The sequence below is a fragment of the Terriglobia bacterium genome (assembly GCA_020072785.1).
GTDB lineage: Bacteria > Acidobacteriota > Terriglobia > Acidiferrales > UBA7541 > Acidiferrum.
Genome location: JAIQGG010000002.1, coordinates 1,541,132 through 1,566,189 on the forward strand (window position 1 = coordinate 1,541,132; position 25,058 = coordinate 1,566,189).

The 25,058-nt window shown below is 65.3% G+C and carries 26 protein-coding genes; 7 read left to right on the forward strand and 19 right to left on the reverse strand.

Annotated features, from left to right (window positions below):
- The first annotated feature begins 10 nt into the window (after positions 1-10).
- Both LAN61_10000 and LAN61_10005 read left to right on the forward strand, forming a co-directional pair.
- Entirely contained in the window at positions 11-1,369 is a 1,359-nt protein-coding gene (locus LAN61_10000) for a sigma-54 dependent transcriptional regulator (GenBank protein MBZ5540839.1), read from the forward strand.
- Positions 1,370-1,676: 307 nt separating this feature from the next.
- Positions 1,677-2,288 (forward strand): hypothetical protein, encoded by a 612-nt coding sequence (locus LAN61_10005; GenBank protein MBZ5540840.1) that lies wholly within the window; start codon positions 1,677-1,679, stop codon positions 2,286-2,288.
- A 46-nt stretch (positions 2,289-2,334) separates the two neighbouring features.
- Here the strand turns inward: LAN61_10005 and era are convergent, their stop codons facing one another.
- From era to LAN61_10025, 4 genes are all read right to left on the reverse strand, one after another.
- Complete coding sequence (era, locus tag LAN61_10010; GenBank protein MBZ5540841.1) at positions 2,335-3,288, reverse strand: GTPase Era; 954 nt, start codon at positions 3,286-3,288, stop codon at positions 2,335-2,337.
- Between the two features lie 154 nt (positions 3,289-3,442).
- Positions 3,443-4,744 (reverse strand): hemolysin family protein, encoded by a 1,302-nt coding sequence (locus tag LAN61_10015; GenBank protein MBZ5540842.1) that lies wholly within the window; start codon positions 4,742-4,744, stop codon positions 3,443-3,445.
- Positions 4,741-5,190: an rRNA maturation RNase YbeY gene (ybeY, locus tag LAN61_10020; GenBank protein MBZ5540843.1), complete on the reverse strand. Its 450-nt coding sequence runs from the start codon at positions 5,188-5,190 to the stop codon at positions 4,741-4,743. The genes LAN61_10015 and ybeY overlap by 4 nt, the downstream gene beginning before the upstream one ends.
- Positions 5,187-6,203, reverse strand: coding sequence for a PhoH family protein (locus LAN61_10025; protein ID MBZ5540844.1), 1,017 nt, complete (start codon positions 6,201-6,203; stop codon positions 5,187-5,189). The genes ybeY and LAN61_10025 overlap by 4 nt, the downstream gene beginning before the upstream one ends.
- Positions 6,204-6,464: 261 nt before the next feature.
- Here LAN61_10025 and LAN61_10030 point away from each other — a divergent pair, with 261 nt between their 5' ends.
- Entirely contained in the window at positions 6,465-7,793 is a 1,329-nt protein-coding gene (locus LAN61_10030) for a CapA family protein (GenBank protein ID MBZ5540845.1), read from the forward strand.
- 25 nt (positions 7,794-7,818) lie between these two features.
- Here LAN61_10030 and LAN61_10035 read toward each other — a convergent pair whose 3' ends face one another.
- Positions 7,819-9,339, reverse strand: a complete 1,521-nt coding sequence (locus LAN61_10035) for an AAA family ATPase (GenBank protein ID MBZ5540846.1) — start codon at positions 9,337-9,339, stop codon at positions 7,819-7,821.
- Positions 9,340-9,464: 125 nt separating this feature from the next.
- Here LAN61_10035 and rpsT point away from each other — a divergent pair, with 125 nt between their 5' ends.
- A complete protein-coding gene (gene rpsT, locus LAN61_10040) occupies positions 9,465-9,767 on the forward strand; it encodes a 30S ribosomal protein S20 (protein ID MBZ5540847.1) in 303 nt (100 codons plus the stop codon).
- A 119-nt stretch (positions 9,768-9,886) separates the two neighbouring features.
- On the opposite strand, the gene holA is transcribed toward rpsT, so the two are convergent.
- From holA to tsaB, 8 genes are all read right to left on the reverse strand, one after another.
- The gene (holA, locus tag LAN61_10045; GenBank protein MBZ5540848.1) at positions 9,887-10,936 is read right to left on the reverse strand and encodes a DNA polymerase III subunit delta; all 1,050 of its coding nucleotides are present in this window, start codon (positions 10,934-10,936) and stop codon (positions 9,887-9,889) included.
- On the reverse strand, positions 10,936-11,469 hold the full coding sequence (locus LAN61_10050; GenBank protein MBZ5540849.1) for a hypothetical protein: 534 nt from the start codon (positions 11,467-11,469) through the stop codon (positions 10,936-10,938). Before LAN61_10050 ends, holA begins: the two co-directional genes overlap by 1 nt.
- Complete coding sequence (locus tag LAN61_10055) at positions 11,466-12,467, reverse strand: hypothetical protein (protein MBZ5540850.1); 1,002 nt, start codon at positions 12,465-12,467, stop codon at positions 11,466-11,468. The genes LAN61_10050 and LAN61_10055 overlap by 4 nt, the downstream gene beginning before the upstream one ends.
- Positions 12,468-12,470: 3 nt before the next feature.
- Positions 12,471-13,286: a CDP-diacylglycerol--serine O-phosphatidyltransferase gene (gene pssA, locus LAN61_10060; protein ID MBZ5540851.1), complete on the reverse strand. Its 816-nt coding sequence runs from the start codon at positions 13,284-13,286 to the stop codon at positions 12,471-12,473.
- Positions 13,287-13,347: 61 nt separating this feature from the next.
- Positions 13,348-13,989: a phosphatidylserine decarboxylase family protein gene (locus tag LAN61_10065; protein MBZ5540852.1), complete on the reverse strand. Its 642-nt coding sequence runs from the start codon at positions 13,987-13,989 to the stop codon at positions 13,348-13,350.
- An 89-nt stretch (positions 13,990-14,078) separates the two neighbouring features.
- Positions 14,079-14,309 (reverse strand): YdcH family protein, encoded by a 231-nt coding sequence (locus tag LAN61_10070; GenBank protein ID MBZ5540853.1) that lies wholly within the window; start codon positions 14,307-14,309, stop codon positions 14,079-14,081.
- A gap of 94 nt (positions 14,310-14,403) precedes the next feature.
- The gene (rimI, locus tag LAN61_10075; protein ID MBZ5540854.1) at positions 14,404-14,880 is read right to left on the reverse strand and encodes a ribosomal protein S18-alanine N-acetyltransferase; all 477 of its coding nucleotides are present in this window, start codon (positions 14,878-14,880) and stop codon (positions 14,404-14,406) included.
- The gene (gene tsaB, locus LAN61_10080) at positions 14,870-15,592 is read right to left on the reverse strand and encodes a tRNA (adenosine(37)-N6)-threonylcarbamoyltransferase complex dimerization subunit type 1 TsaB (GenBank protein ID MBZ5540855.1); all 723 of its coding nucleotides are present in this window, start codon (positions 15,590-15,592) and stop codon (positions 14,870-14,872) included. Before tsaB ends, rimI begins: the two co-directional genes overlap by 11 nt.
- A gap of 246 nt (positions 15,593-15,838) precedes the next feature.
- On the opposite strand from tsaB, the gene LAN61_10085 reads away from it, so the two are divergent.
- The gene (locus LAN61_10085) at positions 15,839-16,387 is read left to right on the forward strand and encodes a CarD family transcriptional regulator (GenBank protein ID MBZ5540856.1); all 549 of its coding nucleotides are present in this window, start codon (positions 15,839-15,841) and stop codon (positions 16,385-16,387) included.
- Here LAN61_10085 and LAN61_10090 read toward each other — a convergent pair.
- The 3 genes from LAN61_10090 to tsaD are packed head-to-tail and all read right to left on the reverse strand — an operon-like array spanning position 16,384 to position 21,248.
- Positions 16,384-18,048 (reverse strand): hydantoinase B/oxoprolinase family protein, encoded by a 1,665-nt coding sequence (locus LAN61_10090; GenBank protein ID MBZ5540857.1) that lies wholly within the window; start codon positions 18,046-18,048, stop codon positions 16,384-16,386. The two genes, LAN61_10085 and LAN61_10090, sit on opposite strands and share 4 nt — an antisense overlap.
- A complete protein-coding gene (locus tag LAN61_10095; protein ID MBZ5540858.1) occupies positions 18,035-20,065 on the reverse strand; it encodes a hydantoinase/oxoprolinase family protein in 2,031 nt (676 codons plus the stop codon). The genes LAN61_10090 and LAN61_10095 overlap by 14 nt, the downstream gene beginning before the upstream one ends.
- Before the next feature lie 49 nt (positions 20,066-20,114).
- The gene (gene tsaD, locus LAN61_10100) at positions 20,115-21,248 is read right to left on the reverse strand and encodes a tRNA (adenosine(37)-N6)-threonylcarbamoyltransferase complex transferase subunit TsaD (GenBank protein MBZ5540859.1); all 1,134 of its coding nucleotides are present in this window, start codon (positions 21,246-21,248) and stop codon (positions 20,115-20,117) included.
- A 233-nt stretch (positions 21,249-21,481) separates the two neighbouring features.
- Between tsaD and galU the strand changes: the two genes are divergently transcribed.
- The gene (galU, locus tag LAN61_10105; protein ID MBZ5540860.1) at positions 21,482-22,363 is read left to right on the forward strand and encodes a UTP--glucose-1-phosphate uridylyltransferase GalU; all 882 of its coding nucleotides are present in this window, start codon (positions 21,482-21,484) and stop codon (positions 22,361-22,363) included.
- 7 nt (positions 22,364-22,370) lie between these two features.
- On the opposite strand, the gene LAN61_10110 is transcribed toward galU, so the two are convergent.
- Positions 22,371-22,700 carry a zinc ribbon domain-containing protein gene (locus tag LAN61_10110; protein ID MBZ5540861.1) on the reverse strand — a complete coding sequence of 110 codons (330 nt, stop codon included), beginning with the start codon at positions 22,698-22,700 and terminating at the stop codon, positions 22,371-22,373.
- Between the two features lie 96 nt (positions 22,701-22,796).
- Here LAN61_10110 and rsmI point away from each other — a divergent pair, with 96 nt between their 5' ends.
- The gene (gene rsmI / locus LAN61_10115) at positions 22,797-23,693 is read left to right on the forward strand and encodes a 16S rRNA (cytidine(1402)-2'-O)-methyltransferase (protein ID MBZ5540862.1); all 897 of its coding nucleotides are present in this window, start codon (positions 22,797-22,799) and stop codon (positions 23,691-23,693) included.
- A 2-nt stretch (positions 23,694-23,695) separates the two neighbouring features.
- Here the strand turns inward: rsmI and LAN61_10120 are convergent, their stop codons facing one another.
- Together LAN61_10120 and dusB are read right to left on the reverse strand one after the other, a co-directional pair.
- A complete protein-coding gene (locus LAN61_10120; protein MBZ5540863.1) occupies positions 23,696-23,998 on the reverse strand; it encodes a PilZ domain-containing protein in 303 nt (100 codons plus the stop codon).
- A 7-nt stretch (positions 23,999-24,005) separates the two neighbouring features.
- Positions 24,006-24,983: a tRNA dihydrouridine synthase DusB gene (gene dusB / locus LAN61_10125; GenBank protein ID MBZ5540864.1), complete on the reverse strand. Its 978-nt coding sequence runs from the start codon at positions 24,981-24,983 to the stop codon at positions 24,006-24,008.
- Positions 24,984-25,058 lie beyond the last annotated feature (75 nt).

A 25,058-nucleotide genomic window follows, 5' to 3' on the forward strand; every position in this document is an offset into this window, starting at 1 on the left:
CCCGAAACCCATGACCACCCATTCCCGCATCCTGGTTGTGGACGACGAAGCGGGCATCCGCGAATCGCTCTCCTCGATCCTGCGCGACGAGGGCTATCTCGTCGAAGCCCTGCCGTCCGGCGAAGAGGCCTTGCTGCGCGCCTCCGCCGGCGACTTCGAAGTCGTGCTCCTGGACATCTGGCTGGCCGGAATGGACGGCCTGCAGACCCTCAGCCGCCTGCAGGCTCTGCCCCGCCCGCCCCTGGTGATCATCATCTCCGGCCACGGCAACATCGAGACCGCCGTGCGCGCCACCAAGCTCGGGGCCTTTGACTTCGTCGAAAAGCCGCTCTCTCTGGAGAAGATCATCGTCCTGGTGCGCAACGCCGTGCAGCAGCGCCATCTTGCGGTGGAAAACCAGCTCTTGCGCGCGGAACTCGGCCAGCGCTACCGGGTCATCGGCGACAGCGTGCCCATGAAGGCGCTGCGCCAGCAGATCGCGGTTACCGCCCCCACCAACGGCCGCGTCCTCATCTACGGCGAAAGCGGCACCGGCAAAGAGCTCGTCGCCCGCGCCCTACACGCCGCCAGCCTGCGCAGCAACGGCCCGTTCGTGGAGATGAATTGCGCGGCCATTCCCGAAGAGCTGATCGAATCCGAGCTTTTCGGTCACGTCAAAGGCAGCTTCACCGGAGCCACCGAAGACAAGATCGGCAAATTCCAGAAGGCCGACGGCGGCACGCTCTTCCTCGACGAAGTCGGCGACATGAGCCTGCGCACCCAGTCCAAGGTCCTACGCGTCCTCGAGCAGCAGCGTTTCGAGCCCGTCGGCTCCAACCAGACCGTCACCGTGGACGTCCGGGTCATCGCCGCCACCAACAAGAATCTCGAACAGGAGATCGCCCGTGGCGCCTTCCGCCAGGATCTCTTCTACCGCCTGAACGTCATTCCCTTCTTCGTGCCCCCGCTGCGCGAGCGCCAGGAGGATATCCCCATCCTGGCCCGCTATTTCCTCGCCGAGTTCTGCGAGGCCTACGGCCGCCGCACCCGGGAGATCAGCGAAGCCGCCCTGGAGGTTCTCCTCCGCTATCCCTGGCCCGGCAACGTCCGCGAATTGCGCAATCTCGTCGAGCGCCTCGTGATCATGTGCCCGCAGCAGCGCATTGAGCCCCACCACCTTCCGCCCGAGCTCTTCCGCGGCGCTGCGGAAAGCCCGCAGCAGCCGTACGCCACGCTGCAGGAAGCGCGCAGCGCCTACGAGCGTGAATTCATTCTGCGCAAGCTCCAGGAGCACCGCTGGAACATGACTCAGACCGCCGCCTCCCTCGGCGTCGAACGCAGTCACCTCTACCGCAAAATGAAGTCCCTGGGCATCGCCGCTCCGGACTAAAATCGCCATCCGTCTTCTCCGCCAGACGGAGTTGCGCGCATTTATCACTCCGGTGCATACATGCTTATTGGTTTGGCTCTCCTCCCGTAACGATTCTCCGGATGGCCGCGATTAAATGTCGCCGGAATTCCCGAAACGGTGTAGCCTTCCCGCAATTCGGTGCACGACCTGGACAGCTTGGAGTGAATCCGCGGTTCTCGCACGGGTGTTTTCGCCCCGCCGCGGCCCGACTCACTGGCACGTTGCGCCGTCTTGATTGGCCTCTCGGCTCGTACGGCGTGGCACGTCAATATAGAGGAGAACCGCTTTGAAAAAAATCCTGATTGCGCTGCTAGCCATCCTGGCAGCGGGGGTTCCGCCGGTGCGCGGACAGGCACAGATCAGCAGCACGGCCAAGCCATCGTTCCCGGAATCCAAGAGGCGCACATTTTTCCCCAAAAACTGGGTGCGGGGTTTCGTGGATTTCGGGATCGCGCCTTCGCACAATGAACCGGACCTCGGCCGCTGCGCGTTTCCCCAGGCGCCGAACTCGGGCGGCGCTGGCACGCGCTGCACGGCCTACGCGCGCTACATGCTGAGCGGCTACCTGGAGTTCCAGCCGCTGGCCCGTACTCCGGCACGCCACATCTTCCTCTTCTTCGAACCCAAGATCTCTTTCGGCAACAATATCCCGCAACTCAGCTACTCCGCTTCGATGGAGCCGATTGCCTATGACCGCTCCGTGGGTCTGGGATTCCAACTGCCGCGAAATTTCGAACTGCGCGTCACGCAGCACCAGGTCGATTACCTGGGCCGCTATAGCCACTATGTGGGTCCCTCGGATCTCGGCAAAAACGGCCCCTACGGCCTGTATACCACCTTCAGCGTGCGCTGGTCGTTCGGCGGGTATGGGCGCGCGGGCGCGCCGTCAGCATACTGAACACTGCGGATCTTGAAGGCAGGCCGCCGCGAGACGCCGCGGCCTTTTACTCTTCCTCGTCCTGCGCTTCGTTCTGATCTTCGGTCAGGGCGTCGAGCTGCACGTGCCAGTCCAGATCCCGGACGCGTTGCGGGTGATCGCGCCAGCCGGGCACTACCTTCACGTGCGTTTCCAGAAAGATCTTTGTGTCCAGCAGCGCTTCCATCTCTTTGCGCGCTTCCGTGCCGATGCGCTTGAGCATCGCCCCCTTGCTCCCGATCAGGATCTTCTTCTGGGCGTCGCGCTCCACGTACAGCGTGGCGTAAATCCGCAGCAGCTTGGGGCTCTCTTCGAATTTCTCCACCACTACCGCCAGCGCGTGCGGCACCTCGTGATACGTCAGGTCGATGGCCTTTTCGCGGATGATCTCCGCCGCCAGGAAGCGCTCCGGCTGGTCCGTCACCTGGTCTTCGGGAAAGTGCGCCGCGCCTTCCGGCAGGTGCTGGACGATTTCGTCAAGCAGTTCTTTGCAGCCCGTGCCCTTCAGCGCGGAGATCGGCACGATGGCCGCGAAATCGTACTCCTTCTGATAGGCGTCGATCAGCGGCAGCAGCTGCGTCTTCGGCAGGCGGTCCACCTTGTTCAGCGCCAGGATCGTAGTTCCCCCGAAAGTCTTCGCGCGCTGGAGCAAGTAGACGTCGGGTCCGGCGAACGGCCGGCTGGCATCCACCATCAGCAGCAGCACGTCAATTCCTTCCAGCGCCGCGGCCACTTCGCGCATCATCTGCCGGCCCAGCGCGCTGGCCGCCTTGTGCAGCCCCGGCGTGTCAATGAACACGATCTGCCCGCCAGGACGGTTCACGATGCCCTGGATGCGGTTGCGCGTGGTCTGCGGCTTGGACGTCACAATGGCAATCTTCTGCCCCACGAAGCGATTCAGCAGCGTGGATTTCCCCGCATTGGGCCGCCCGACGATGGCCACGAATCCGGAACGGAACGCCTGCTTCGGCTCGGTTGTCATTACTCTCCTGATTGGATGTGCGGCTGCCGGAAATCGCCGCGGGAACGAAGAGACGCACCCGCAGCTGCGCTGTCAGTGTAGCAGGAACTGGCGTGTGCCAAGCGGGTGCGGCCTGCGAACGCAGATGGCGGCGTGTTTCCCTGCCCGGCACTTCTCAGACCTGCGCAACCTTCGGCATGCGCTCCTCGGCCAGCTTGCGAATGCGCACGCGCAGCACCTTGCGCTGGTTGGCCTCCAGCACTTCGAAGCGGTATCCTTCGAGATCGATCTGGTCGTTGGGCGAAGGCACGCGGCCCAGCAGGTGGCTGAGCAGCCCGGCGATGGTCGTCACTGTCTCGTCCGCATCCTTGCCGAACTGAATCCCCAGCAGTTCCTCGATATTGGAGATGGCCACGCTGCCCCGCACCACGAACGCGCCGTCCGCCTCGCGCAGCACGTCCGCCCGGGGCTGCCGGCCTTCCCCGCCCATTTCCCCGACGATCTCCTCGACCAGGTCCTCGACCGTGGCGATGCCTGCCACCGAGCCGTGTTCGTCGATCACCACCGCCATCTGCTGGTCCTTCTGGCGCATTTCCTTGAGCAACTCGGAGCCGCTCTTGGTCTCCGGCACCAGCAGCACCGGCCGCGTCAACTCGCGTACCCGCCGCCGCGACAGTTCGTTCTCCGGCACCTGCAGGAGATCCTGCGCGAAGACCGTGCCGAAAATATCGTCCAGAGAGGTCTCAAACACCGGCATCCGCGAAAAACGCGTCTCCACGAAGCGCCGCCGCAGCTCGCCGAGCGTGGCTCCGGCGGAAATGGCCAGAATGTCCGGGCGCGGCGTCATCACCTCGCGCACCCGCTTGTCGCTGAACTCCACCACCTGCTCGATCAGTTCCGCCTGGCCACGCTCCAGGATGCCCTCCTCCTCTGCCGCTTCCACCAGCGCCTCGATCGCCTCGCTGTCCCCGCGCTTGGCTTCCACGCCTCCCGGCTCCTGCTCGGAAATGCGCGCCAGCGATTCCGCCCCGTCCAGAAAGACGCGCACCGGCCACACCAGCCAGATGCACGCGCGCACAAACGGCAGCAGCGGAAGGAGCCAGCGCCCCGTCGTCCGGTAGAGGAGCATGTCCGGCAAAAAATGCATCCCAACCACAACTTCCAGCCCCAGAAAAACGCAGAACTGCAGCAGCGCCTCCCAGGTTCCGGGCACGAAGTACACCAGCCCGCGCGTCGTTTCCACGATCAGCAGCGCTAGCCAGAAATGGCCGAGCAGCCGGAAGGTGCGCGCGGCGTGTCGCCGCTCCATGCGCAGCCGCGGCTCGATCTCCGCTTCGAAGATTTCCAGGTGCTCGTGAACACGGCCCGTGGTCATGCGTCCGAGCTCGCGATAGAGAATCGCCAGGTAGGAAAAGACAGGCAGCCCCGCGGCCAGCAGGGCGATGCTCAGGGCAAACAACCAGGATTCCGTAATCACGCCAGCCTCAATCGCCGCCGCAGCTTCGCTTCCGCCCGGTCCATCTGTCCGCGGTCGGTCTCGTGGTCATAGCCGAGCAGGTGCAGCACCCCGTGCAGGATCAGGATGCGCAATTCCGCCGGAAACGTCCGGCCAAAGCGCGCGGCATTGCGCCTTGCCGTGGCCGCGGAAATCGCGATGTCCCCGAGATAAGCGGTCGCGGCGCCTGCCGCCGCTTTGCGGCGCAGCGCCATCGGCTTCTTGCGCGCTTCCGCCGGAAAAGACAGCACGTCCGTGGGTCCCTGTTTCCCGCGGTAGGACTCGTTCATGCGGGCGATCTCCGCTTCGCTCACGATGCACACCGTCACGCTGGATTCCGCCAAACCCAGCTCGCTCGCGACGCGCCGGAGAAACTCTTCGAGTGGCCGGCGCGCGATGCGCACCGACCGCTGGCGGTTCAGGATCATCCTTGCGATTCTTCTTTTTTGCCGGCTGCGTCCGCCTTGCCATTCTCGGAGGGGTTGCTGCGCGCGCCCGGCGGCACCTCGTACTCCTCATAGGCGCGGATGATCTGCTGCACCAGGTTGTGGCGCACCACGTCCTTCTCGCTGAACTGCACCACCGCGATGCCCTCGATCTTGCCGCAGATCTCGATCGCCTCCACCAGCCCGGAGCGCTTCCCGGCCGGCAAATCGATCTGCGTGATGTCCCCGGTGATGACCGCCTTGGAATTGAAGCCCAGCCGCGTCAGGAACATTTTCATCTGCTCGCTGGTGGTGTTCTGCGCCTCGTCGAGGATCACGAAAGAGTCGTTCAGCGTGCGCCCGCGCATGAACGCCAGCGGCGCCACCTCGATAATCCCTTTTTCCAGGAAGCGCTCCAGTTTGTCCGCGTCCAGCATGTCGTAGAGCGCGTCGTACAGCGGCCGCATGTACGGATCGATCTTCTGCTGCAGCGTGCCGGGGAGGAAACCCAGCCGCTCCCCCGCTTCCACCGCCGGCCGCGCCAGGATGATGCGGTTAAGCTGCTTGGTCAGCAGCGCGGAGACGGCCATGGCCACGGCCAGATACGTCTTCCCGGTGCCTCCCGGGCCGATGCCGAAAGTCATGTCGTGCCGCTCGATCGCTTCCATGTACAGCCGCTGGTTGGCGCCTTTGGGGTGCACGCTTTTCTTCCCGAAAGCCCGCGCGTAGCCCGGTTCCAGCGCCGTCCGCGGCGCCACGTGCAGGTCCTGGGTGGCCACGCGGATCAGCGACTTCACTTCGCTGGCCGTGAGCGTGCGTCCGCCCCGCGAAAGATGGTTGTACTCCTCCAGGATGCGCGCCGCGCGCTCCACCTGCGCGCGCTGCCCCTCGATGGTCAGGTCGCGGTCCTGTAGGTTGATCTGCACGTCCAGCGAGGATTCGAGCAGGCGCAGATTTTCGTCCAGCGTTCCGAAGAGCGGCTCGATTTTCCCGGAAATGTGCACGGTGCGTCGCATCCAATTGCTGGGTTTACCGATGGGGGCTGGTGCGCTGATGGGTGATTCCTCCTCGGCAAGGAGAAACTACAGCGAGCCTATCCCACCCCCGCCCGCGGGTCAAGTTACACACTCATTACACCGGGTCCTGGAACGCGCACCTTGCATGTATACTTTTCTTGTAGTGCAACCGGAAGGGAGATCCCGCTTCAGGGTCGTATGCATCCGAACGCCGTTCGCGATCTGTTCCCTCGGAGCAGAAAAACTCTTGCCGGTGTCGCCGTGACGCTGTTCACGGTTCTGCTCGCTTTTTCCCTCCTCAAGTGGTGCTCGGGCCCCGCAACGGCCCAGGCCGCGGCTCGCGTCTCTTACCCCCGCGAACTCAGCCGCATCACCTTTGCCGCCGCCGGCGATGTCATTCCCCACCAGGCGGTGGCGCAATCCGCCGCGGCGCAGAGCCTGGCCGCAGCCCCCGCCCCGCCAGCCACCACCGGCAATGATGCCGGCTGGGACGTGCTATTCGCTGCGGTGGCCGATGTCTTCCGCCAAGCCGATTTCGGCTTCGTCAATCTGGAAACTCCCGTGGCGCCGAAACATAGCCGCGGATCGAAACCCTTCCAATTCGATGCTCCCATCGCCCTCTTGCAGGCGCTCAAGTTCAGCGGCATCAAGATCGTTTCCTTTGCCAACAATCACGTCTTCGATCAAGGCCATATCGGCTTTGCCGAATCTCTCGACCATCTGCGCGAACAGGATCTTCTCTTCACGGGCGCCGGGGCCACCGCGGAAGCCGCCTGGAAGCCCGTCGTCCTCGAAAAAAATGGCATCAAAGTCGGCTGGCTGGGAATGACCCGCTGGCTGAATGGCAGCCACAATCCGGAAAAAGATGGCGATCCTCACGTTGCGTTCTTCCCTTACCCCGGCGAGGCCAACGGGGCTCCGGGGCTGACGGAAGCCCAGGTGCTGGAAGCCGTCAAAGCGGCGCGCGCGCAATGCGATTTTCTGCTGATATCGATTCACTGGGGGGTGGAATACGCCACCGCGCCGCGCAACGACGATGTCGAGATGGCGCACAAGATGCTCGAAGCCGGCGCCGGCGCCGTGCTCGGCCATCACCCCCACGTCCTGCAGCCCATCGAAACCTATTTAACGCAGGACCAGCGCCATACCGTCATTTTCTATTCCTTGGGGAATTTTCTATCCAACCAGTCGCGCAACTACGTCCAGGGCCTGACCCCCGAAAAGGCCGGTGAGCAACGCGACTCCCTCATCGTCCGCTTCTCGGTCATCAAGAAAGATTACGGCCCCGCGGGCATCCGCGTCGAGCTGGGTGACATGGGCATTCTGCCGGTCTGGACGGAGAACAATCACCTGCTGGCCCGCGCCGGGCACGACAAGACCCTGCTCATCCGTCCGGTGCTCATGGACCGCGAAATCCCCAGGCTCCAGGCGCGTTTCGACGAACTGGACCATCTCGGTTCCCAGCTAACCGCCGCGCAAAAGCAGGAACTGGTCGAGGTCTCCCGCCAGCTGCAACTCCTGAAGCGCCGCCGCGAATTGCTTCTCGCCCGCACCGGCGACGACTACCTTGTCGCCCCGCCGAATCCCTAGCCAATCGCTGTCTTTATGGAGAATCTCAATCTGCCGGGACGGCGCGGGACTGCGCCCAGATGCGCAGCGACTGGATCTCCTCCGCGCGGGTGACGCTCAGCGGCTGCGTTCCATGCAGCTCCGCGAGGAGAATCGGCGTGGAGAGCTGCGCCTTCTGCCCAAAGGCGGTGTACAGCCCGGCGACGATGGATTGCTCGATTTCCGCGCCGGAAAAGCCTTCGCTGGCCGCCGCGAGCTTCGCCAGATCGAAGGCCGCGGCATCGCGCCCGCGTTTTTTCAGATGCAAGGAGAAGAGCGCTTCGCGCGAGGGCTCGCTGGGCAAATCCACGAAGAAAATCTCGTCGAAGCGCCCCTTGCGCAGCATCTCCGGCGGCAGCGACGAAATATTGTTCGACGTGGCCGCGAGAAACACGCCGCCTTCGCGGTCCTGCATCCAGGTGAGCATGGTGGCCAGCAGGCGCTGCGAGAGCCCGCCATCGGTTTCCGCGCCCCCGCTGGCCGACGCAAAGGCCTTCTCGATCTCGTCGATCCACAGCACCATGGGCGCGAGCTTCTGCGCCAGCTCCAGCGTCTTGCGCAGGCGCCGTTCCGATTCTCCGATGTATTTGTCGTAGAGCGAGCCGGCATCCAGCCGCGCCAGATCGTAGCCCCACTCCCCGGCAATGGCCCGTGCCGCGAGGCTCTTCCCGCAGCCCTGCACTCCCGTAATTAGCACGCCCTTGGGCGGCTCCAGCCCGAACGCCCGGCCCTCCGCCGTCAGCGCGCTCTGCCGCTTGCGCACCCACTCGCGCAGATGCCCCAGCCCCGCCACATCGCCGAACGAAGTATCCCGCCGCACCGTCTCCAGCAGGCCATCCTGGCGCAGCATGCTTCCCTTCGCCTCCGCAACGTCCGCCACGAGCCCCGCATCGGCCTTCCCTCGTGCCAGCAGGCATTTGCGCAGCAAGCGCAGCGCCTCCTCGCGCGGCAGCCCCACCAGATTCCGCGCCAGTTGCATCTGCGCCGCAGCATCCAGCAGCACCGCCAGGTGCTGCTCCCGCGCAGCCTCCGCCAGCACATCCTTCACTGCGGGTAGCAGATCCTCCGCATCCGGCAGCTCCAGGCGATACGGCGCGGCAACTCCCGACAGCTCTTCCGGCAGGTGCACCGACGCCCCGGAGAGCACGATCGAGCGCCGCACGGTGCGGAAACCCTCGGCCAACTCGCGCAGCCTCCGGCAGATGCGGTCCTGCTCGCAGTAACGCGCAAAATCTTTCAGCAGAAACAGCGCGTCGCCCTTCACCTGGGCGATATTGGCCAGCGCCTGCTCGGGCGGGTCGGAGTTGTAAAGCGGCTGGCCGCCTTTGCGCGCCAGCCCGGTGGTCACGCTCCAGACGAAGAAGCTCACGCCCAGCTCGCTGGCCACTTCGGCCAGCAGCTCTTCGACGCGCTCCTCTTCTCCCGTTTCAATGGTGATCAGCGCATGGTGGGAATTGACCAGCAGCCGCAGTTCGTCCTTCTTGTCTGGCTTGCCGGGCGCGCCCGCAGCCCCCGCCGGAACATTCACCCGTGCACCTCCCGGGGCGCCTGCCTGCCGCCCCGCTTGCGGCGGGGTTACTGGAGTCTGGTTTGACAAAGCGAAACGCCTCGGCTACTGTTAGAAATTCGGTTCAACGCAAAAAGGAGCATGGAATGGCCCAGGGACAGGCTACCAAAATTAAGAAGCGGAAGAAATCAGTCCTTAAGCGCGCGAAGCAATCTATACAACGGGCGGAAGTGAACCGCGCCAATCGCACCCGCGTGCGCACCATGATGCGGCGGCTGCGCACCGCCATCACCGCCGGCGATCAGGCCGCCGCGGCCAATCTCCTGCAGCCCACCATGTCCGCCATCGACAAGGCCATCGCCAAGGGCGTGCTGCACGAAAACTCCGGCAACCGCTACAAGTCGCGCCTGAGCCTCGCCTTGCTCAAGATCCAGGCCGCCAAGAAGTAGCGGCGATAAATTTACAGATGCTTTGAGTAAGGGCGGGCTTCAGCCCGCCCTTCTTTTTGGGGGATGTTGAGCGGTGAAGCGATTGCACCGCTCAATTGTCTGACGTTTTCTGAATTGGGTCAGGCCGCCGAGGCGCTCCGCCTGGTCAGCCGCGTAATCAGGAAATCCAACAGCGCGCGCGGCTCCCGCACTCCGCCCTTCAGCCCGTCGTCGCACTCCTGCAGCGCCCGCAGTCCGCTCAGCAACTGCTCGCGTGACATCCGCCGCGCGCTCTGCAGCGCCAGCTCCGCCGTCTTTGGATGCATGCCCAGCTGCCGCGCCGCCTGCCACCCGTTCGCCGCGCCTTTTATTTCCTGCGCCTCGATCAGTTTCCGGTACATCCAGGCCATCGCCCCCACCAGTGCCACCGGTTCATCGCCATCGCGCAGCAGCCGCTCCAGAAACTCCAGCGCCGTCTTGCGCTTCCCCGCCGCGAGCATGTCCGCCAGTTGCCATACCGTGTTCTTCTTGTGCGACACCACCAGCGCGGCCACGTCCTCGCGGCGGATGCGCCGCCGCTCCCCGGCATACGTCGCCAGCTTCTCCATCTCCGTCTTCAGCAGCTGCAGATCCTCGGCCACCCACTCGGCGAGATCCTCCGCCACGCCGGCCTCCAGCGCCACGCCCAGCTCGGAGGCCAGCGCGCCGGCCTGGGCCATGGCCGCCGCGCGCCGCTCCTGCTCATTTTCCCCGAGGCTCACGGCCACCACCAGCGCCTTCTCCGCCAGGAGCTTGGCGAACTTCATGCGCTGGTCCAGCGACTCCGCTTCGATTACCAGCGTCGTGAACGGCGCGGGATCTTCCAGGTAGGCTTCGAGGGCTTTGACGAAATCGTCGCGCTTCGCGTCTCCCAGCTCTTCGATGGCTTCCGCCTCCTCGAGAAACACGACCTGCTGCGGCGAAAGCATGGGCATGGTCTGCGCCTGGTCCAGCGCCGCCTGGCCTTCCCCGCGCGCCGCGGAGAACCGCGAAAGCGCCCACGCGCGCGCCGCTTCCGGAACATACTTTTCGATCAGCAGCGTCCGGCAGGAATCCCGCAGAAAGGCCTCGTCGCCCAGCAGCAGCACCGCCGGGATGGCCTGGCCCTTCTCCATCCGCGCCAGCAGCTCCGCGGCGGCTATGCGCGCCATTAGTAGCTCTCCGTGATGGCCGCCACCAGGCGCGCGGCAAAGTCCCGCGCCATGCGTTCCACCGCGGGGTCCTGCTCTTCGAAAAAGCTCTTCACGTCCGTGGAGATCTCGTATTCGTTGCGGAAGAGGAAATCAGCGTTGTGGTAGAGGACGCGCTTCGTCGCCGTCTCCTCCAGGAATACCTCGCAGTGCATGGTCACCAGCATGGTCGTGGCCCGCCCTGTGGCCGTGTCGTAGAGCAGCGGCGACACTTCCAAGCTCAGCACCTTCCCGCGGACCACGGCATCGGCATTGGCCGCATTGGACACGATGCGGTATCCCGCCCGCGCCAGGAATTCGTGCACCGTGGCCTCGGTCAGCCGCTGCTCGATGCGGTAGCGTGTGGTGCGGTTCTCGAACGCCGGCACCGCGATGCTCTGGATGCCGGCGGGCAGCGCATTCGTCCGCCCCGCCACGCGATAGCCGCATCCCCCCGCCAGCGCCGCGGCCAGCGCCGCAGCGCTCAGCAGCCCCCACATTCGTCCATTTCTCACAGCAGCCTCTCCGCCAGCCGCACGGCGTTCGATGCCGGCAGCTTCACGTTATCCGCGGCGCCCCACAGCCACCACGCTCCGCGCAGCGCCGGATCCGCTTCCGGCTGCGCAACGTGGATGCCCGTATCCCCTGCGGTCAGATTGCTCGGCCCCGCTTCACCCGGCCCCGCCAGCACGAAACCGGCCTCGCGGCACGCCCCTGCGATTCCCTCCGCCGTCGCCTCCGGCGCCAGATCCGCGCACGCAGCAAAGGTATATCCGTAAAACACCGGCGCATGCAACACCTGCAGCGACGGAGCGATCCCCGCCCCGCCCAGGCAGGCGGCCGTTTCCCGGCGCACCCGCGCTCGCTCCTCCGCCAGATTCTGCGCGCTTTCTTCCCCGTAGTGTTCCAGCAGGTTGAAAGCCACCTGCGTTCCGAAGACCGGATGCCCCGCGGGCTGAAAGCCGAGAAGCTGCGTCGTCTGACTTTCCAGCTCTTCGATGCCCGGTCGCCCGGCCTCGGAAACGGGCCGGAAGAAGAGCAGCATCAGCCGCCGCAATCCGGCGCGCTGCAGCGCCAGCGAGAGCAGCGCGGCAATCGTGCCGGGCGCCGACGGCACGCAAAACACGCTGCCCTCCGGCCGCGCCGCCGCTCCGCGCGGCGTTTCCAACTGGGGAAACCACACCGTCGTTCCCTTTTCTTCCAGCAGGCCCCCGGAGAGATCGATCACCTTCGCGCCGGAACGCTGCGCGGCTCCGGCGTTACGCCGCGCAAAGGCCGCCGACCCTGCAAAGAACACGCATTGGGCGCGGGAAAAACTGTCCTCCTCGACCGGCTGGATCACCGCCGGCTCGCCTCCCGCTTCGGTGAGTATCCCCGCGGCTAGCTCCTCATCCACCAGCCGGAAATCCGCCGCGGCAAAACGCCCTTCTTCGAGCAACTGGCGCAGTTCCGCGCCCAGCAGCGAGGAGGCGCCGGCGATGACTATTCGGGGAGAACTGAAGCTGGGGGACATGGATCAGGCGGTCCGAGTGACCGCATGGTGCCGCACCCAGCGCACCACGTGCAGCACCATGCCAATGCTGGCGTAGCCCACGGCAAAAAAGAAGAGCGTTATCTCCGAATACAGCCATACGGCGGCCACAATCAGGGCAATAATGACGATCGCCAGCGAGGGCTGCCGCTTCGTCCACGCCACGTCCTTGAAGCTGTAGTAGCGCACGGTGCTGGTCATCAACGCTCCCAGTACCGCCGCCAGCAACAGCCAGCCCGCCGACCAGCGCCAGTCCTGCAGCGGCACCTTGAAGGCGTGCACAATCGCCGCAATCACCCCGGCCCCCGCCGGTGTGGGCATCCCCACGAAATAGCCCAGGCCACCCGGAGCCATGCCCTGCACATTGAAGCGCGCCAGCCGCCAGGCGCAGCAGATCAGAAAGATCAGGCAGCTCAGCCATCCGAGTTGCGCAAGCTGTTGCACGGAAATGGATTCCTGCGCCGGCAGGCTGCGCACCCCCCACGCATACGCCAGCACGGCGGGCGCAATCCCGAAACTCACCACGTCCGCCAGCGAATCGAACTGCTTCCCGAATTCCGTGTTCGTCCCGGTCATGCGCGCCACGCGCCCATCCAGTGAATCGAAGAGAATCGCGTACCCGATGGCCTTCGCCGCATGGTCGAAGTCGTGCGTCGCACCCCCCAGCGCGGCCACCACGGCGTAGTAGCCGCAGAGAAGATTGGCCACCGTGAAGACGCTCGGCAGAAGATAGATCCCGCGCCGCAAGCGCTCTCCGCGCTTGTGCCGCGGATCAAATGGCAAACCTGTCTGTTCCGCCACGCCTTTTCCCGCGAACTCTGCCATCCTCGCACCCGTCCCTGTTGCCAGCTCTTACCGCCTCTTACCGGCTTTCATCCCCGGCAGCCTTCCCCGCCATCCACCGCGCCACCACACTGGAGCCTCCGCGCACCGTCTGCCCCGGCTGGACCACAATTTCCGCCTCGCTGGGCAGCCACACGTCCACGCGCGATCCGAAACGCACCAGCCCGATGCGGTCCCCGCGCCCCACCTTGTCACCCGGCTTCTTCCAGCAGATCACGCGCCGCGCAATCCAGCCCGCGATCTGCTTGAACACCATCTCCCCCGTCTCCGTCTTGAGGTGAATGATGTTCTGTTCGTTTTCGAAAGAGGCCCGCGCGCGCATCGCTCCATAGAACTTGCCCGGGCGGTATTCCACGTTGGCAATCGTGCCCGCGATCGGTGCGCGGTTCACATGGACATTCCACACCGCCAGGAAAATGCTGATGCGCTTGCCAGGCTTTCCCGCAAACTCTTCTTCGGTCACCACCACCACGCGTCCGTCCGCCGGCGATACCACTGCCCCCGGTTCCCCCGGGATCAGCCGTTCCGGGTCGCGGAAAAACGAAAAAACAAACAACGCCAGCGCCACCAGCACCACGCCGGCCGCCGTCCAGTGCAGGAGCAGCGCCCCCGCGCCCAGCGCCAGCACCGGCAGACCGAACGTGTACCCTTCGCGGACCATACGTGTGCCGCAGCCACGCCGCGCCACTCCGCGTCGCCCCCGGCATCGTCATTCTACGACAGAAATGCTCCCGCCAGACGCGCTTATCGTCACGCGCACGCGTGCCCTTGGCGTTTCAGCAACTGCTGCATCTCGTCTTTCACGCGAAGTTTTAGTTTTTTTAGCCGGACTTCTTCGAGGAGGTCTTCCGCACTGAGGTAAGGGGAGAGAGTCAAGCGGTGCAGTTCTGCTTCGTACTGCGTGTGCTGCTCGGCCAGCTTCTGATATTCGGCATCCGCATCCAGGTACTGTTCACCGGGATTCCGCTGCAGACTGGACATGCGTCCTCCTATTGTGTGCGGTGGTGGCTACATAGGCGTAACCTAGCACAGAGGCGGCGGGGAGCCAAGCATCTCTTTGTCTTTTCTCGGGCAACTATCCAGAAAATTCCAGGGCCATGCAGACGGCGTCTTCCCGCGGCTCCTCGTAATAGGCCGCGCGCCGCCCCGCCCCGCGGAAGCCCAGCCCTTCGTAGAACGCGATCGCGCCCCGGTTCGACGCGCGCACCTCCAGAAAGACCCGGCGCACTCCCTGCCCCCGGAATTCCCGCAACGCCTCCTGGGCCAGCGCCGTCGCGTATCCCCGGCGCCGCGATTCCGGAGCCATGGCCAAGTTCAGGATCTCCGCTTCGTCCGCCGCGCAACGGGCTACCAGGAAACCCACCGTTGCCGCGCCCGCCTGGGCAACCCAGCCGCGGCAACCGGCCTCGCGCAGCCGGGCGTAGGCCTCTTCGCTCCACGCCGCGGCTTCCGCGCACCGCCGTGCAATGCGCACCGCCTCCGCCGCATCCCCCGGTTCCAGCGCACGCAACCTCAGTTCCGGCAGCGGCTCCGCTTGCGATTCACCGCGCATGCCCGGCTGCACCCGTGGTGTCTTTCCAGGAACGCTTTGCGTCCGATCGCCGGATGTAGTTCGCATCCAGCACCAGCGCATCCACCAGCTTTCCCGCCTGCGCCTGCAGGTAGCCAATCTGCCCGATCCGTGGCGCCAGAACTGTCGTTACCACCTGCACTCGATCTCCAGCCTGCTCCCGTTCCGCCCACCACGGCGCACCCAGGACCAGATCCTTGTCCGGCGTGGCCCAGCAGACTCGCTCCCCGGGAATCGCCCGCCGCACGGTCTCCACAAACTCCTTGAGCGGAGAGACGCTTTCCTCCCCCTGCAACACCACTCTCCCCCCTTCTCGGTGATACAGTCCCGCGTACACCTCGCCCCGGCTGCCATTCACCAGCGCGGCAATCCACTCTCCCCCGCTCCCCTCACTGGCAATTGCTTCCAAACGCGAGACCGCGCCAATTCCCCGTCCATAAATCTCCGCCAGTGCCTTAACCGTGGTCAGGCCCACCCGCAGACCAGTGAACGACCCCGGCCCCGCCGTCACCACGTATACCTCCACCTCGCCGAGTACAGCTTCTCTCTGCGCCAAAACCCTCTGAATGGCTGGAATCAGCCAGGAGGAATAGTCCTCAACGGTGTCATGGACGGCCACGGCTTCTGCTACCCCGTCACGGAGCAGACAGACGCTCCCTCGCGAGTCGCACGTATCCACGCTAAGCAGAATCACGGACCTATTCTAACCCATGCCGGCTGAGGCGGATGCAGGACACTAACATTCTCCAGCGCCAGTCTTGAACATGAAACCAGTGGAGCTGGGGATGCAGAAGCAGCTCTTTCAGGGAAAGCAAAACAGCATGTAATATTACCGTAAGATAAGAGCAATTCAGCTGCCAAAGAACATTGCAAAATTCCCTATCTAATTGATTCCAGAGGAAATATCTTGACTCTTTCCACACAATTCTTTATTCTACACATGCATTCCAGGGGGGCATCCGATCCTATGGAGTATAAAATCGGCGATAAGGTTGTATATCCGAACCACGGCGTTGGGCTCGTAGAACAGATCAGTTATGGAGTTTTAAACGGTCGTACCGAACGCTATTTGATGATTCGCATAACTTCCAGCGGCTTGCGCGTGATGGTGCCACATTCGAACGCGCCGGCCGTCGGCCTGCGTCCTGTTATTCGTCCCGTGGACACCAGCAAGGTCCTCGGTTTCCTCGAAAAAGGCAAACTGAACTCCCACCACGACTGGAAACACCGCTTCAAGGAGAATTCCGAGCGCATGCGTACCGGTTCTCTCCTGGAAGTCGCCGTCGTCCTGAAAAGCCTGGTCTCCCTCAGCCGCAGCAAGCCGCTCTCGTTCCGCGAAAAGAAAATGCTGGAGCGCGCCAAGTATCTCCTGGTCAGCGAAATGGCCACATCGAGAAATACCTCCGCGGAATCGGCGGAAACACTCGTTGTGAAATCGCTGGCGAAGGCCAAGCTGCAGTTCCCGGTGATGCTGGAAAAAGTGGACTAGTTTCTTCCTGGATCTTTCCCGGCGCGCGTCCCCCTCGGGTCACGCGCCGGCTTTCTTTTCGCGCGTCCCCAGCCTCCGCCGCCCGGCGTTTCGATGCGCAGGATGTCGCCCGCCAGCACGTCCAGCACGCACTTCCCCGGAAGCCCGCGCGCTTTTCCGTTTCGAATCTGCAGATTCTTTCCCGGCGCGCCGCTTTTTCCGCCCTGCAGCCCATACGGCCCGCGCTCCCGGCGGTCGCACAGCAACCCCGCTTGCGCAGGAGCCAATAATTCCAGTTCGCGCACGATCCCGTCGCCGCCGCGGAACTCCCCTTTGCCGCCCGAGGCCCTGCGAATCCGGTAGGCGCGCAGGCGCACCGGATAGACCTGCTCCAGCACCTCAATGGGCGTATTCCAGGAATTGGTCATGTGCGTGTGGATGGCCGATGCGCCGTCGAGCCCCGGCCGCGCGCCCATCCCCCCGGCAATCGTCTCGTAGTAGGCGAACGGCGCATTCGCGTTGCGCGGATCAAGCCCCCCCAGCGTCAGATTGTTCATTGTGCCTTGGCTCGCCGCAGGGATCCGCGCCGGCACCACCCGCGCCAGCGCGCGCAGCAGCGTGTCCACAATGCGCTGCGAGGTCTCCACGTTCCCGCCCGCAACCGCCGCCGGAGGCTGCGCGTTCACAATCGTTCCCGGCGGCGCGTAAATCCGGATCGGACGCAGCAGCCCCGACGTGGCCGGAACCTCTTCTCCCAGCAGGCAGCGGAACACGTAATACACTGCCGAAATCGTGATCGCTTCGACGGCGTTCACATTGCCCGGGCACTGCGCAGCAGACCCGCTGAAATCCACCTCCGCCGCGCGCTTGCCGATGCGCACCCGCACCGCGATGCGCAGCGCCTTCCCGCTCACCCCGTCGCCATCCAGATAATCTTCCGCGTTGTACGTTCCCGCCGGAAGCTCCGCCAGCGCCCCGCGCATCATTTCCGCCGAATACTCCAGCAGGTGCCCTGCATAGCGCTGCATCTCCGCCGCCCCGTTGCGCCCCACCATCTCCCGCAGCCGCCGCTCGCCGATGCGGCAGGCCGCCACCTGCGCGGAGAGATCGCCCTCGCGCTCCGCGGGCGTGCGCACGTTGGCCAGGAACACCGCCAGCACGCCGTCGTTGCGCCGCCCTTCCTCGTACAGCTTTACCGGCGGGATGCGCAGCCCTTCCTGATAAATCTCGCGTGCCGGACCCATTGACCCGGCCAGCGCCCCGCCGATATCCGCGTGGTGCGCTCGGTTGGCCACGTAAAACAGCGGCCGCCTGTCTCCGCGCAGATAGACCGGCATGACCAAAGTCACGTCCGGCAAGTGCGTGCCCCCCGCGAAGGGGTCGTTGAGCACGGCAATGTCTCCCGGGCGCAGCACAAAGGCCCGGCGCACCGCCGCCACCGAAGCCGGCATCGACCCCAGGTGCACTGGCATGTGGTCGCCCATGGCCAGCACCTCCCCGTCACCGTCATACACCGCGCAGGAATAGTCCCGCCGCTCCTTGATGTTCGGCGAAAACGCTGAACGCCGCAGCCCCGCGCCCATCTCTTCGGCCACCGAGTGGAACAGGTTCTTGAAGATCTCCAGCCGCGTCGGGTCCACTTGGCCCCTATGTTTTCCGGGGATTCGTTTAGCGCCGCGCATTCGGCCTCCCCTTCGCCGCGCGGGCGAGGAAGATTTGCCCGTAGCCGTCCACCTGCGCCGTCCAGCCCGGCGGCACCAGCGTCGTGGCGCTGTATTCGCTGATCACCGCGGGCCCCGCAAAGACGTGCGCTGCGCGCAGCTCCTCGCGGTTGATCCATCGCGTGGCCTGCGCCCGCCCGCCGAAGACGCAGCGCAGCTCTCCCGCCAGCGGCGGGCGCCCCGGGCGCGCGGCGTGCGGAATTTTCGCCATTTCCGGCTTTGCCGCCTGCCCCGTCACCCGGCAGCGCACGTTTACCACTTCCACGCGCCGCAGGGGGTCCGCGTACCCATAGCGCTGCTCATGCGCGCGGTGAAATGCCGCCACAAAATCGCCCGCAGCCCGCACGCTCAATTCATATGCCTGGCCGATGTAACGCAGATCGACCCACGACTCGACGCGAATTTGCGCCCGGCGAAACCCTTCCCCCGCCAGTACGCGAAGCCCCTCGCGTTCCAGCGGCCGGAACCTCGCGCGCAGCGCTGCCCGCGCTTTCTCCAGCCCAGCCACCGGTAGCAGCACCGTCCGCGAGACGTCCTTCACCACGTTCGCCCGCAGAATCCCTAGCGCGGAAAGACCGCCGGGAAAGCACGGGAGCAGCACGCCGCGCATCTCCAGCGCGCCTGCCAGGTCGCAGGCGTGCAGCCCGCCCGCGCCGCCAAACGCCACCAGCGCGTAGTCCCGCGGGTCATAGCCGCGCTCCACGGAAATCACGCGAATAGCCTTTTCCATCACCGCGTTGGTCACCTGCAGGATGCCCTCGGCGAACTTCTCGACCGTCCGAAATGCCCCGCGATGCCGTTCCAGTTGCCGCCGCGCGCGCTCCGTATCCAGCGGAAATTCGCCACCCAGCAATCCCCGCGCGCCGAAATGGCCCAGCACGGCGTGCGCGTCGGTCACCGTCGGCTTCTCGCCTCGCCCGTAGCACGCCGGCCCCGGATCGGCCCCCGCGCTCTCCGGCCCCACGCGCAAGGCCCCGCCCTGGTCAATCCGCGCGATCGATCCGCCGCCCGCGCCCACCGTGTGAATCTCCAGCATCGGCACGGCCACCGGCAGCCCCGCCACGATGGACTCTGTCGTCGTGCCCAGTCCGCTGCCCAGCAGCGCCACATCCGTCGATGTCCCGCCCATATCGAACGTGATAACGTTCGCCAGCCCCGCCAGCGACGCCGCGTACTGCGCCCCGATCACCCCGCCCGCCGGCCCGGACAGAATCGTGCGCACCGGCTCGCGTGCCGCCTGCTCCGCGGAGATAATCCCCCCGTTCGACTGCATCACGCGCACCAACGTCCGCCCGCCGCGCCACATCTCCTGCGTCCGCCGCCGCGTCTCTCCCAGATAGCGGCTCATCACCGGCGCCAGATAGGCGTTGATCACCGTGGTCGAGGTGCGTTCGAATTCGCGGAACTCCGGCAGGATTTCGTGCGACACGGAAACGAGATAGCCTGCTGCGCGCAGCGCCCTCGCCACCTGCTTCTCATGCTGCGGATTGCGGAAGGAGAAGAGGAAGCACACGGCCACGGCATCGGCTCGCGTCCGCTGCACGCGGCGCACGATGCGCCGCAGCTCGCGCGCCGTGAGCGGCGCCACCACTGCGCCGTCCGCTGCCAGCCGCTCGCTAGCCCCGATGCGCCGCGCCGCGGGCACCAGCGGCTCCGGCTTCACCACGAAGAAATCGTACAGCTTGGGCCGCGCCTGCCGCCCGATCTCCAGTACATCCTCGAACCCCGCCGTGGTGACCAGTGCGACCTTGCCCCCGCGCCGCTCCAGCAGCGCGTTGGTGCCCACCGTCGTCCCGCAGACCAGGTCCAGCGGCTCGCGCCCCGGCAGTGCGCGCTCCGCCCGGCACTGCTCCAGTGCCTCCGCGATGGCCGCCGCCGGATTCTTCGGCTGCGACGGCACCTTGCGGATAGCCAGCCGCCCGTCGCGCAGATACACGCAATCGGTAAACGTTCCCCCGGTGTCCACGGCTATGCGCATAAGTGTGGGATTGTACCCCAGAGACGGTTGCGGCCGCGCCGTTCCCCTGCTACGCCAGCGCCAGGCTGGGGTCGGCGTTGAGCTCGACACCGGCGAAAATGCCGGCGCGGAATTTGGGATAAGCCGCTGCGGCGATCATGGCGGCGTTGTCGGTGGAAAGCGCGCGGCTCGGAAAATAGACCTGCACGCCGCAGCGCCCCGCGCGCTCTTCGAACACCGCGCGCAACTGGCTGTTCGCCGCCACGCCCCCGGAAACCAGAATGCTCGCCGCACCTCGCTGTTCCGCCGCGGTAAACGCGCGCTCGGCCAGTTCGCGCACCACGGAATCCTGAAACGCGCGCACCAGCGCCAGCGTTGCCGCGTTGCAAAGCGGCAGCAGTTCTTCGAATTTGCGCCGGCCCTCCGCCAGCGCCGCCTCCCGCACTGCAATCTCCGGCGCAAATTCGGGGTGTTCGCGCACGTAATAGAGCACCGCGGTCTTCAGTCCGCTGAAGCTGAAATCCAGGGTGTTGCCCTTCATCTTGGCCACGGTGAACCGCGGCGCCGCGCCTCCCCCTCTGCCATTCTCCACGGCGGCCAGGCGGTCCAGGATCGGCCCCCCGGGATAGCCCAGCCCCAGCAACTTGGATACTTTGTCGTAGGCTTCCCCGGCCGCGTCGTCGCGCGTCTGCCCGATTTTGCCGTAGCGGAACAGCGGCACCTCGTCTCCCGCCGCCGGCGCTTCCGCCTGCACCTCGTACAGCACGGTGTGCCCGCCGGAGACGATCAGGCAGACCGCCGGCAGCTCCGGCCGACGCCCCGCGCGCGCCGCTTCCAGAAATACCGCATACACATGGCCTTCGAGGTGGTTCACCGGCACAAGCGGCTTGCCCAGCGCCACCGCCAGCGTCTTGGCATACGTGATGCCCACCAGCAGTGCGCCCACCAGACCCGGGCCATGCGTGACCCCAATCGCGTCTAGGTCCGTCAGCTGCATCCCGGCCTGTTCCATGGCTTCCCGCACCACCGGCACGATGCGCCGCAGATGCTCCCGCGAGGCCAGCTCCGGCACCACTCCGCCGTACCTACGGTGCACATCGATCTGCGAAGCCACTATGTTGGAAAGGATTGCGCGGCCATCGGCCACCACGGCGGCGGCCGTCTCGTCGCAGGAAGATTCGATGCCCAGAATGCGGATGCTCATCTTTCGAAAACGCCCCATCGGGCCAGCCTCCCCATGCTAGCACACGCTCCCGGGGCCTTTCCCTTCCAGGGCACATGCCCGCGCGGTTCAAGTTGACCGCTTCGCGGTCACACGTACAATTGACAAAGCCCGCCGCGGGCGGCTAGTGTGCCTTAGAACGATACAAGCGCCACAATTCCAGACGAGATCCGGGTCAAAACATGCCAAACGCAAGAACGCCCGCACCCGCTCCTGTGCATAAAGTACGCAAGGCCGTTCTCCCCGCCGCCGGCCTCGGCACACGCTTCCTGCCGGCCACCAAGGCCCAGCCGAAAGAGATGCTGTCCGTGGTGGACAAGCCGCTGATTCAGTACGTCGCGGAAGAGTGCGTGGCCTCGGGTATCGAACACATCATCATCGTCACCGGCAAGGGCAAGAACTCTATCGAAGATCACTTCGATTCCGCGCCTGCCCTGGAGCGCTTTCTCGAGGACCACGGCAAAAAGGACCTGGCGGAGATGGTCCGCAAGATTACCAACATGGTGCAGGTCAGCTACACCCGGCAAAAGGAGCCCCTGGGCCTGGGTCACGCCGTCCTCGTCGCGCGCGACCTCGTGGGCGACGAACCGTTCGCCGTTCTCCTCGGCGACGTGATCATTCCCGGCGAGCGCCCCGCCACAAAGCAGCTCATCGAGGTATACGAAGCCACCGGCGTGGGCGCCCTCGCCGTCGAGGAAGTGCCCCGCGAGAAGACCCATCTCTACGGCATCGTCGGCGGAGATCCCGCCCCGCAGCCGCCCTGGGGCGCGCGCCTGCAGCGCATTCGCGAGCTCGTGGAAAAGCCCAGACCAGAGAAGGCTCCCTCGAATCTGGGCATCACCGGGCGCTACGTGCTGCCCCCGGAAATCTTCGATTGCCTCGCCCGCACCAAGCCCGGCGCCGGCGGCGAAATCCAGCTCACCGACGCCCTGCGCATCCTCGCCCAGGAGCGCGGCCTGTGGGCCTACATTTATGAAGGGGTTTCCTACGACGCCGGCAACAAGCTTGGCTTCCTGAAAGCTACCGTGGAGATCGCCCTGCAGAACGCCGAACTCGGTGACGATTTCCGCAAGTACTTGAAGTCTCTGCCGCTGTAAGCAGCGGCTATTTCTTCTTCACTGTCTTCTTTTCCTTGGAGTCTTTGGACTCCTTCGCATCCTTGGACGCCGTCTCTTTGCCTTTCGTCTCCGCCGCGCCCGCCGCTTCCCCTCCGCCGCTCTTCTCGGACTTCCCCGATTCCGCGCGGCTCCCGGACTTCCCCGCGTAATCTGTCACGTACCAGCCCGACCCCTTGAACTGGATGGCCGGCGCCGTGATCGTGCGCTCCACTACCCCGCCGCATTGCGGACACTTCTTGAGGTGCGGCCCGGAATAGTTCTCGATACGTTCGGTCTGCTTGCGGCACTTCTTACACTGGTACTCGTAGAGCGGCACTGCACAGCCTCCTCAATCACCCGCAAAGCTCATTTGCAAAAGCGCGATTATAGCACGCACCCGCGCGCCCCCGGCTGCATGCTAGACTCGTGACAGATGTCTCCTCCACCCACCGCCGGCGCCCCGCACGGCTGCCTTTTCGTCGTGGGCACCCCCATCGGCAACCTTGAGGACATCTCCCTGCGCGCTCTGCGCGTCCTCCGCGAAGCCGGCCAGATCGCCTGCGAGGACACCCGGCACACCCGCAAGCTCCTCGAGCACTACGACATTCACCGCCCTCTGATCAGCTATCACGAGCACAACGAAACCACCCGCGCCCCCGAGCTCCTCGCCGCTCTCGAACACGGCGCCAAGATCGTTCTGGTGACCGACGCCGGCACTCCCTTGGTCTCCGACCCCGGTTACCACCTCGTCCAGCTCTGCGTCCGCCACGGCATTCCGGTCGTGCCGGTCCCCGGACCTTCCGCGCTGCTGGCCGCCCTCTGTGCTTCCGGCCTGCCCGCCGGGGAGTTCGTCTTTGCCGGCTTTCTCCCCTCGCGGACCGGCGAACGCCGCCGCGCTCTCGAGCGTCTGCGTCTGGAAGAGCGCACCATCGTGCTCTACGAGGCCCCGCACCGCGCCGCAGAATCGCTGGCGGACGCCCTGGAGATTCTGGGCGACCGCCCGGCCTGCCTGGCCCGCGAAATCACCAAAATTCACGAGGAGTTTCAGCGCGGCTCGCTGGCCCAGCTCGCCGAGCAGGCGCGGAGCAAGCCCCCACGCGGAGAGATCACCCTGATCCTCGGCCCGCCGGGAGCCCAGCTGTCCGCGAAACTTCAGGAATCCGCCCAGACCATGGCCCAGCGCGTGGAGGAGTTGATGCGGCAGGCAAATCTCGACCGCAAAGAGGCGCTGAAGCTGGCGGCGCGCGAGCGCGGACTCACGCGCCGCGCGGCCTACGAGCAGCTGCTCGAGACGCGCGAACAAGAGTCCTCAGAAGAGTCCGAAGACTAGCTTCAAGCTTCCGGCCGGAACACCCGGTGGAACCGCGGCCCGATAAACTGTACTCCCACCAGGCGTCCCCCGCAGGCCAGTTCTTCGCTCACGTGCACCACGCGCCCCTGCGTGGTGAAATCCGTCTCCGGACGCCGCCGCACCTGCACCGAGACGGGAATGCGGATCTCGATGTCCGTTCCCGGAGGTACGTCGCGCTGCACTAGAAACGCCGCACCGCTGCGGCACAGGTTTTCGCTGGAAGTTGTTTCCTCGAATGCAAACCCGCGGCTATCCCGCCCGCGGATGGTCATCGGCAGATGCACGGAGATTCTACGCTCCGCCCGCTGCTTCGATGCCACAGTGGCTGTTAGCGCCATGGACATCCTCCCCCGTGACGGCGTGCGGATGCTCGAAAAATCGCTCGACGCGCTCAAGAATCTCCCCGGGCGTCCGCGATTGGTGAACTCCACGCCGCAGTTCGCCGCCGTTCTTCACCCCAAACGAAAACCAGCAAGCGAACTGCTTCATTTTGCCTGCAGCGTCGGGCGGAGCGGCATCCAGAATCTGCCGGTAGTAGCCGGATAGTAACCGGTAGCGGTCGCCCTGGGATGGCTGCTCGTAGCGCCCCGTAGCCTGGTATTGCGCCATCTGTGAAAAAATCCACGGATTGCTGGCCGCCGCGCGCCCGATCATCACCCCGTCGCAGCCCGTCTCGCGCATCATGCGCGCCGCATCTTCCGGGCTCTGGATATCGCCGTTTCCGATCACCGGGAAGCGCACCGCCTGCTTGACCGCGGCGATCAGTCCCCAGTCCGCGCGCCCGCTCAAGCCCTGCACGCGCGTCCGCGGATGCACCGCCATGGCCTCCACTCCCGCGTCCTGAGCCATCTTGGCGACCTCCACGGCCACAATATTTTTATCGTCCCACCCCGCGCGGATCTTTATGGTCAGCGGGATGCGCACCGCCGCGCGCACCGCCCGCAAAATCTCCTCCAGCAGCTTCAGATCGCGCAGCAATCCCGACCCCCCGCACTTCACCACCTTCTTCGCCGGGCAGCCCAGGTTGATGTCCACGATGTCGAAGCCCAGCTCCTCCACCAGCGCCGCGGCCGAAGCCATCACCTGCGGGTTGGCCCCGAAAAGCTGCGCGCTGATGGGGTGTTCGTCTTTTTCGAAGTGCAGATAACGCAGGGTCTTGCGCGCGCTGCGCGTCACGCCCTCGGAGCTGGTGAACTCCGTCATCAGCAGTCCGCACCCGCCCAGCCCGCGGATCACCTGCCGAAACAGCGTGTCGGTCACCCCGGCCATCGGCGCCAGAATGGCCGACGGACGGATGGCTAGTTTGCGGATTTGTAGCGCCGCGGGAATTATGTTCGGTTGTTT

Bases quoted from the DNA above. Each gene is read 5' to 3' on its own strand.
- holA (MBZ5540848.1), bottom strand. From the start codon at position 10,936: ATGGCGCGCATAGCCGCCGCGGAGCTGCTGGCGCGGATGGAGAAGGGC.
- rpsT (MBZ5540847.1), top strand. From the start codon at position 9,465: ATGGCCCAGGGACAGGCTACCAAAATTAAGAAGCGGAAGAAATCAGTC.
- dusB (MBZ5540864.1), bottom strand. From the start codon at position 24,983: ATGGCCGGGGTGACCGACACGCTGTTTCGGCAGGTGATCCGCGGGCTG.
- rsmI (MBZ5540862.1), top strand. From the start codon at position 22,797: ATGTCTCCTCCACCCACCGCCGGCGCCCCGCACGGCTGCCTTTTCGTC.
- LAN61_10070 (MBZ5540853.1), bottom strand. From the start codon at position 14,309: ATGTCCAGTCTGCAGCGGAATCCCGGTGAACAGTACCTGGATGCGGAT.
- LAN61_10095 (MBZ5540858.1), bottom strand. From the start codon at position 20,065: ATGCGCATAGCCGTGGACACCGGGGGAACGTTTACCGATTGCGTGTAT.
- LAN61_10085 (MBZ5540856.1), top strand. From the start codon at position 15,839: ATGCATTCCAGGGGGGCATCCGATCCTATGGAGTATAAAATCGGCGAT.
- LAN61_10090 (MBZ5540857.1), bottom strand. From the start codon at position 18,048: ATGCGCGGCGCTAAACGAATCCCCGGAAAACATAGGGGCCAAGTGGAC.
- rimI (MBZ5540854.1), bottom strand. From the start codon at position 14,880: ATGCGCGGTGAATCGCAAGCGGAGCCGCTGCCGGAACTGAGGTTGCGT.
- LAN61_10055 (MBZ5540850.1), bottom strand. From the start codon at position 12,467: ATGTCCCCCAGCTTCAGTTCTCCCCGAATAGTCATCGCCGGCGCCTCC.
- ybeY (MBZ5540843.1), bottom strand. From the start codon at position 5,190: ATGATCCTGAACCGCCAGCGGTCGGTGCGCATCGCGCGCCGGCCACTC.
- LAN61_10000 (MBZ5540839.1), top strand. From the start codon at position 11: ATGACCACCCATTCCCGCATCCTGGTTGTGGACGACGAAGCGGGCATC.
- era (MBZ5540841.1), bottom strand. From the start codon at position 3,288: ATGACAACCGAGCCGAAGCAGGCGTTCCGTTCCGGATTCGTGGCCATC.
- LAN61_10025 (MBZ5540844.1), bottom strand. From the start codon at position 6,203: ATGCGACGCACCGTGCACATTTCCGGGAAAATCGAGCCGCTCTTCGGA.
- tsaD (MBZ5540859.1), bottom strand. From the start codon at position 21,248: ATGAGCATCCGCATTCTGGGCATCGAATCTTCCTGCGACGAGACGGCC.
- LAN61_10065 (MBZ5540852.1), bottom strand. From the start codon at position 13,989: ATGGTCCGCGAAGGGTACACGTTCGGTCTGCCGGTGCTGGCGCTGGGC.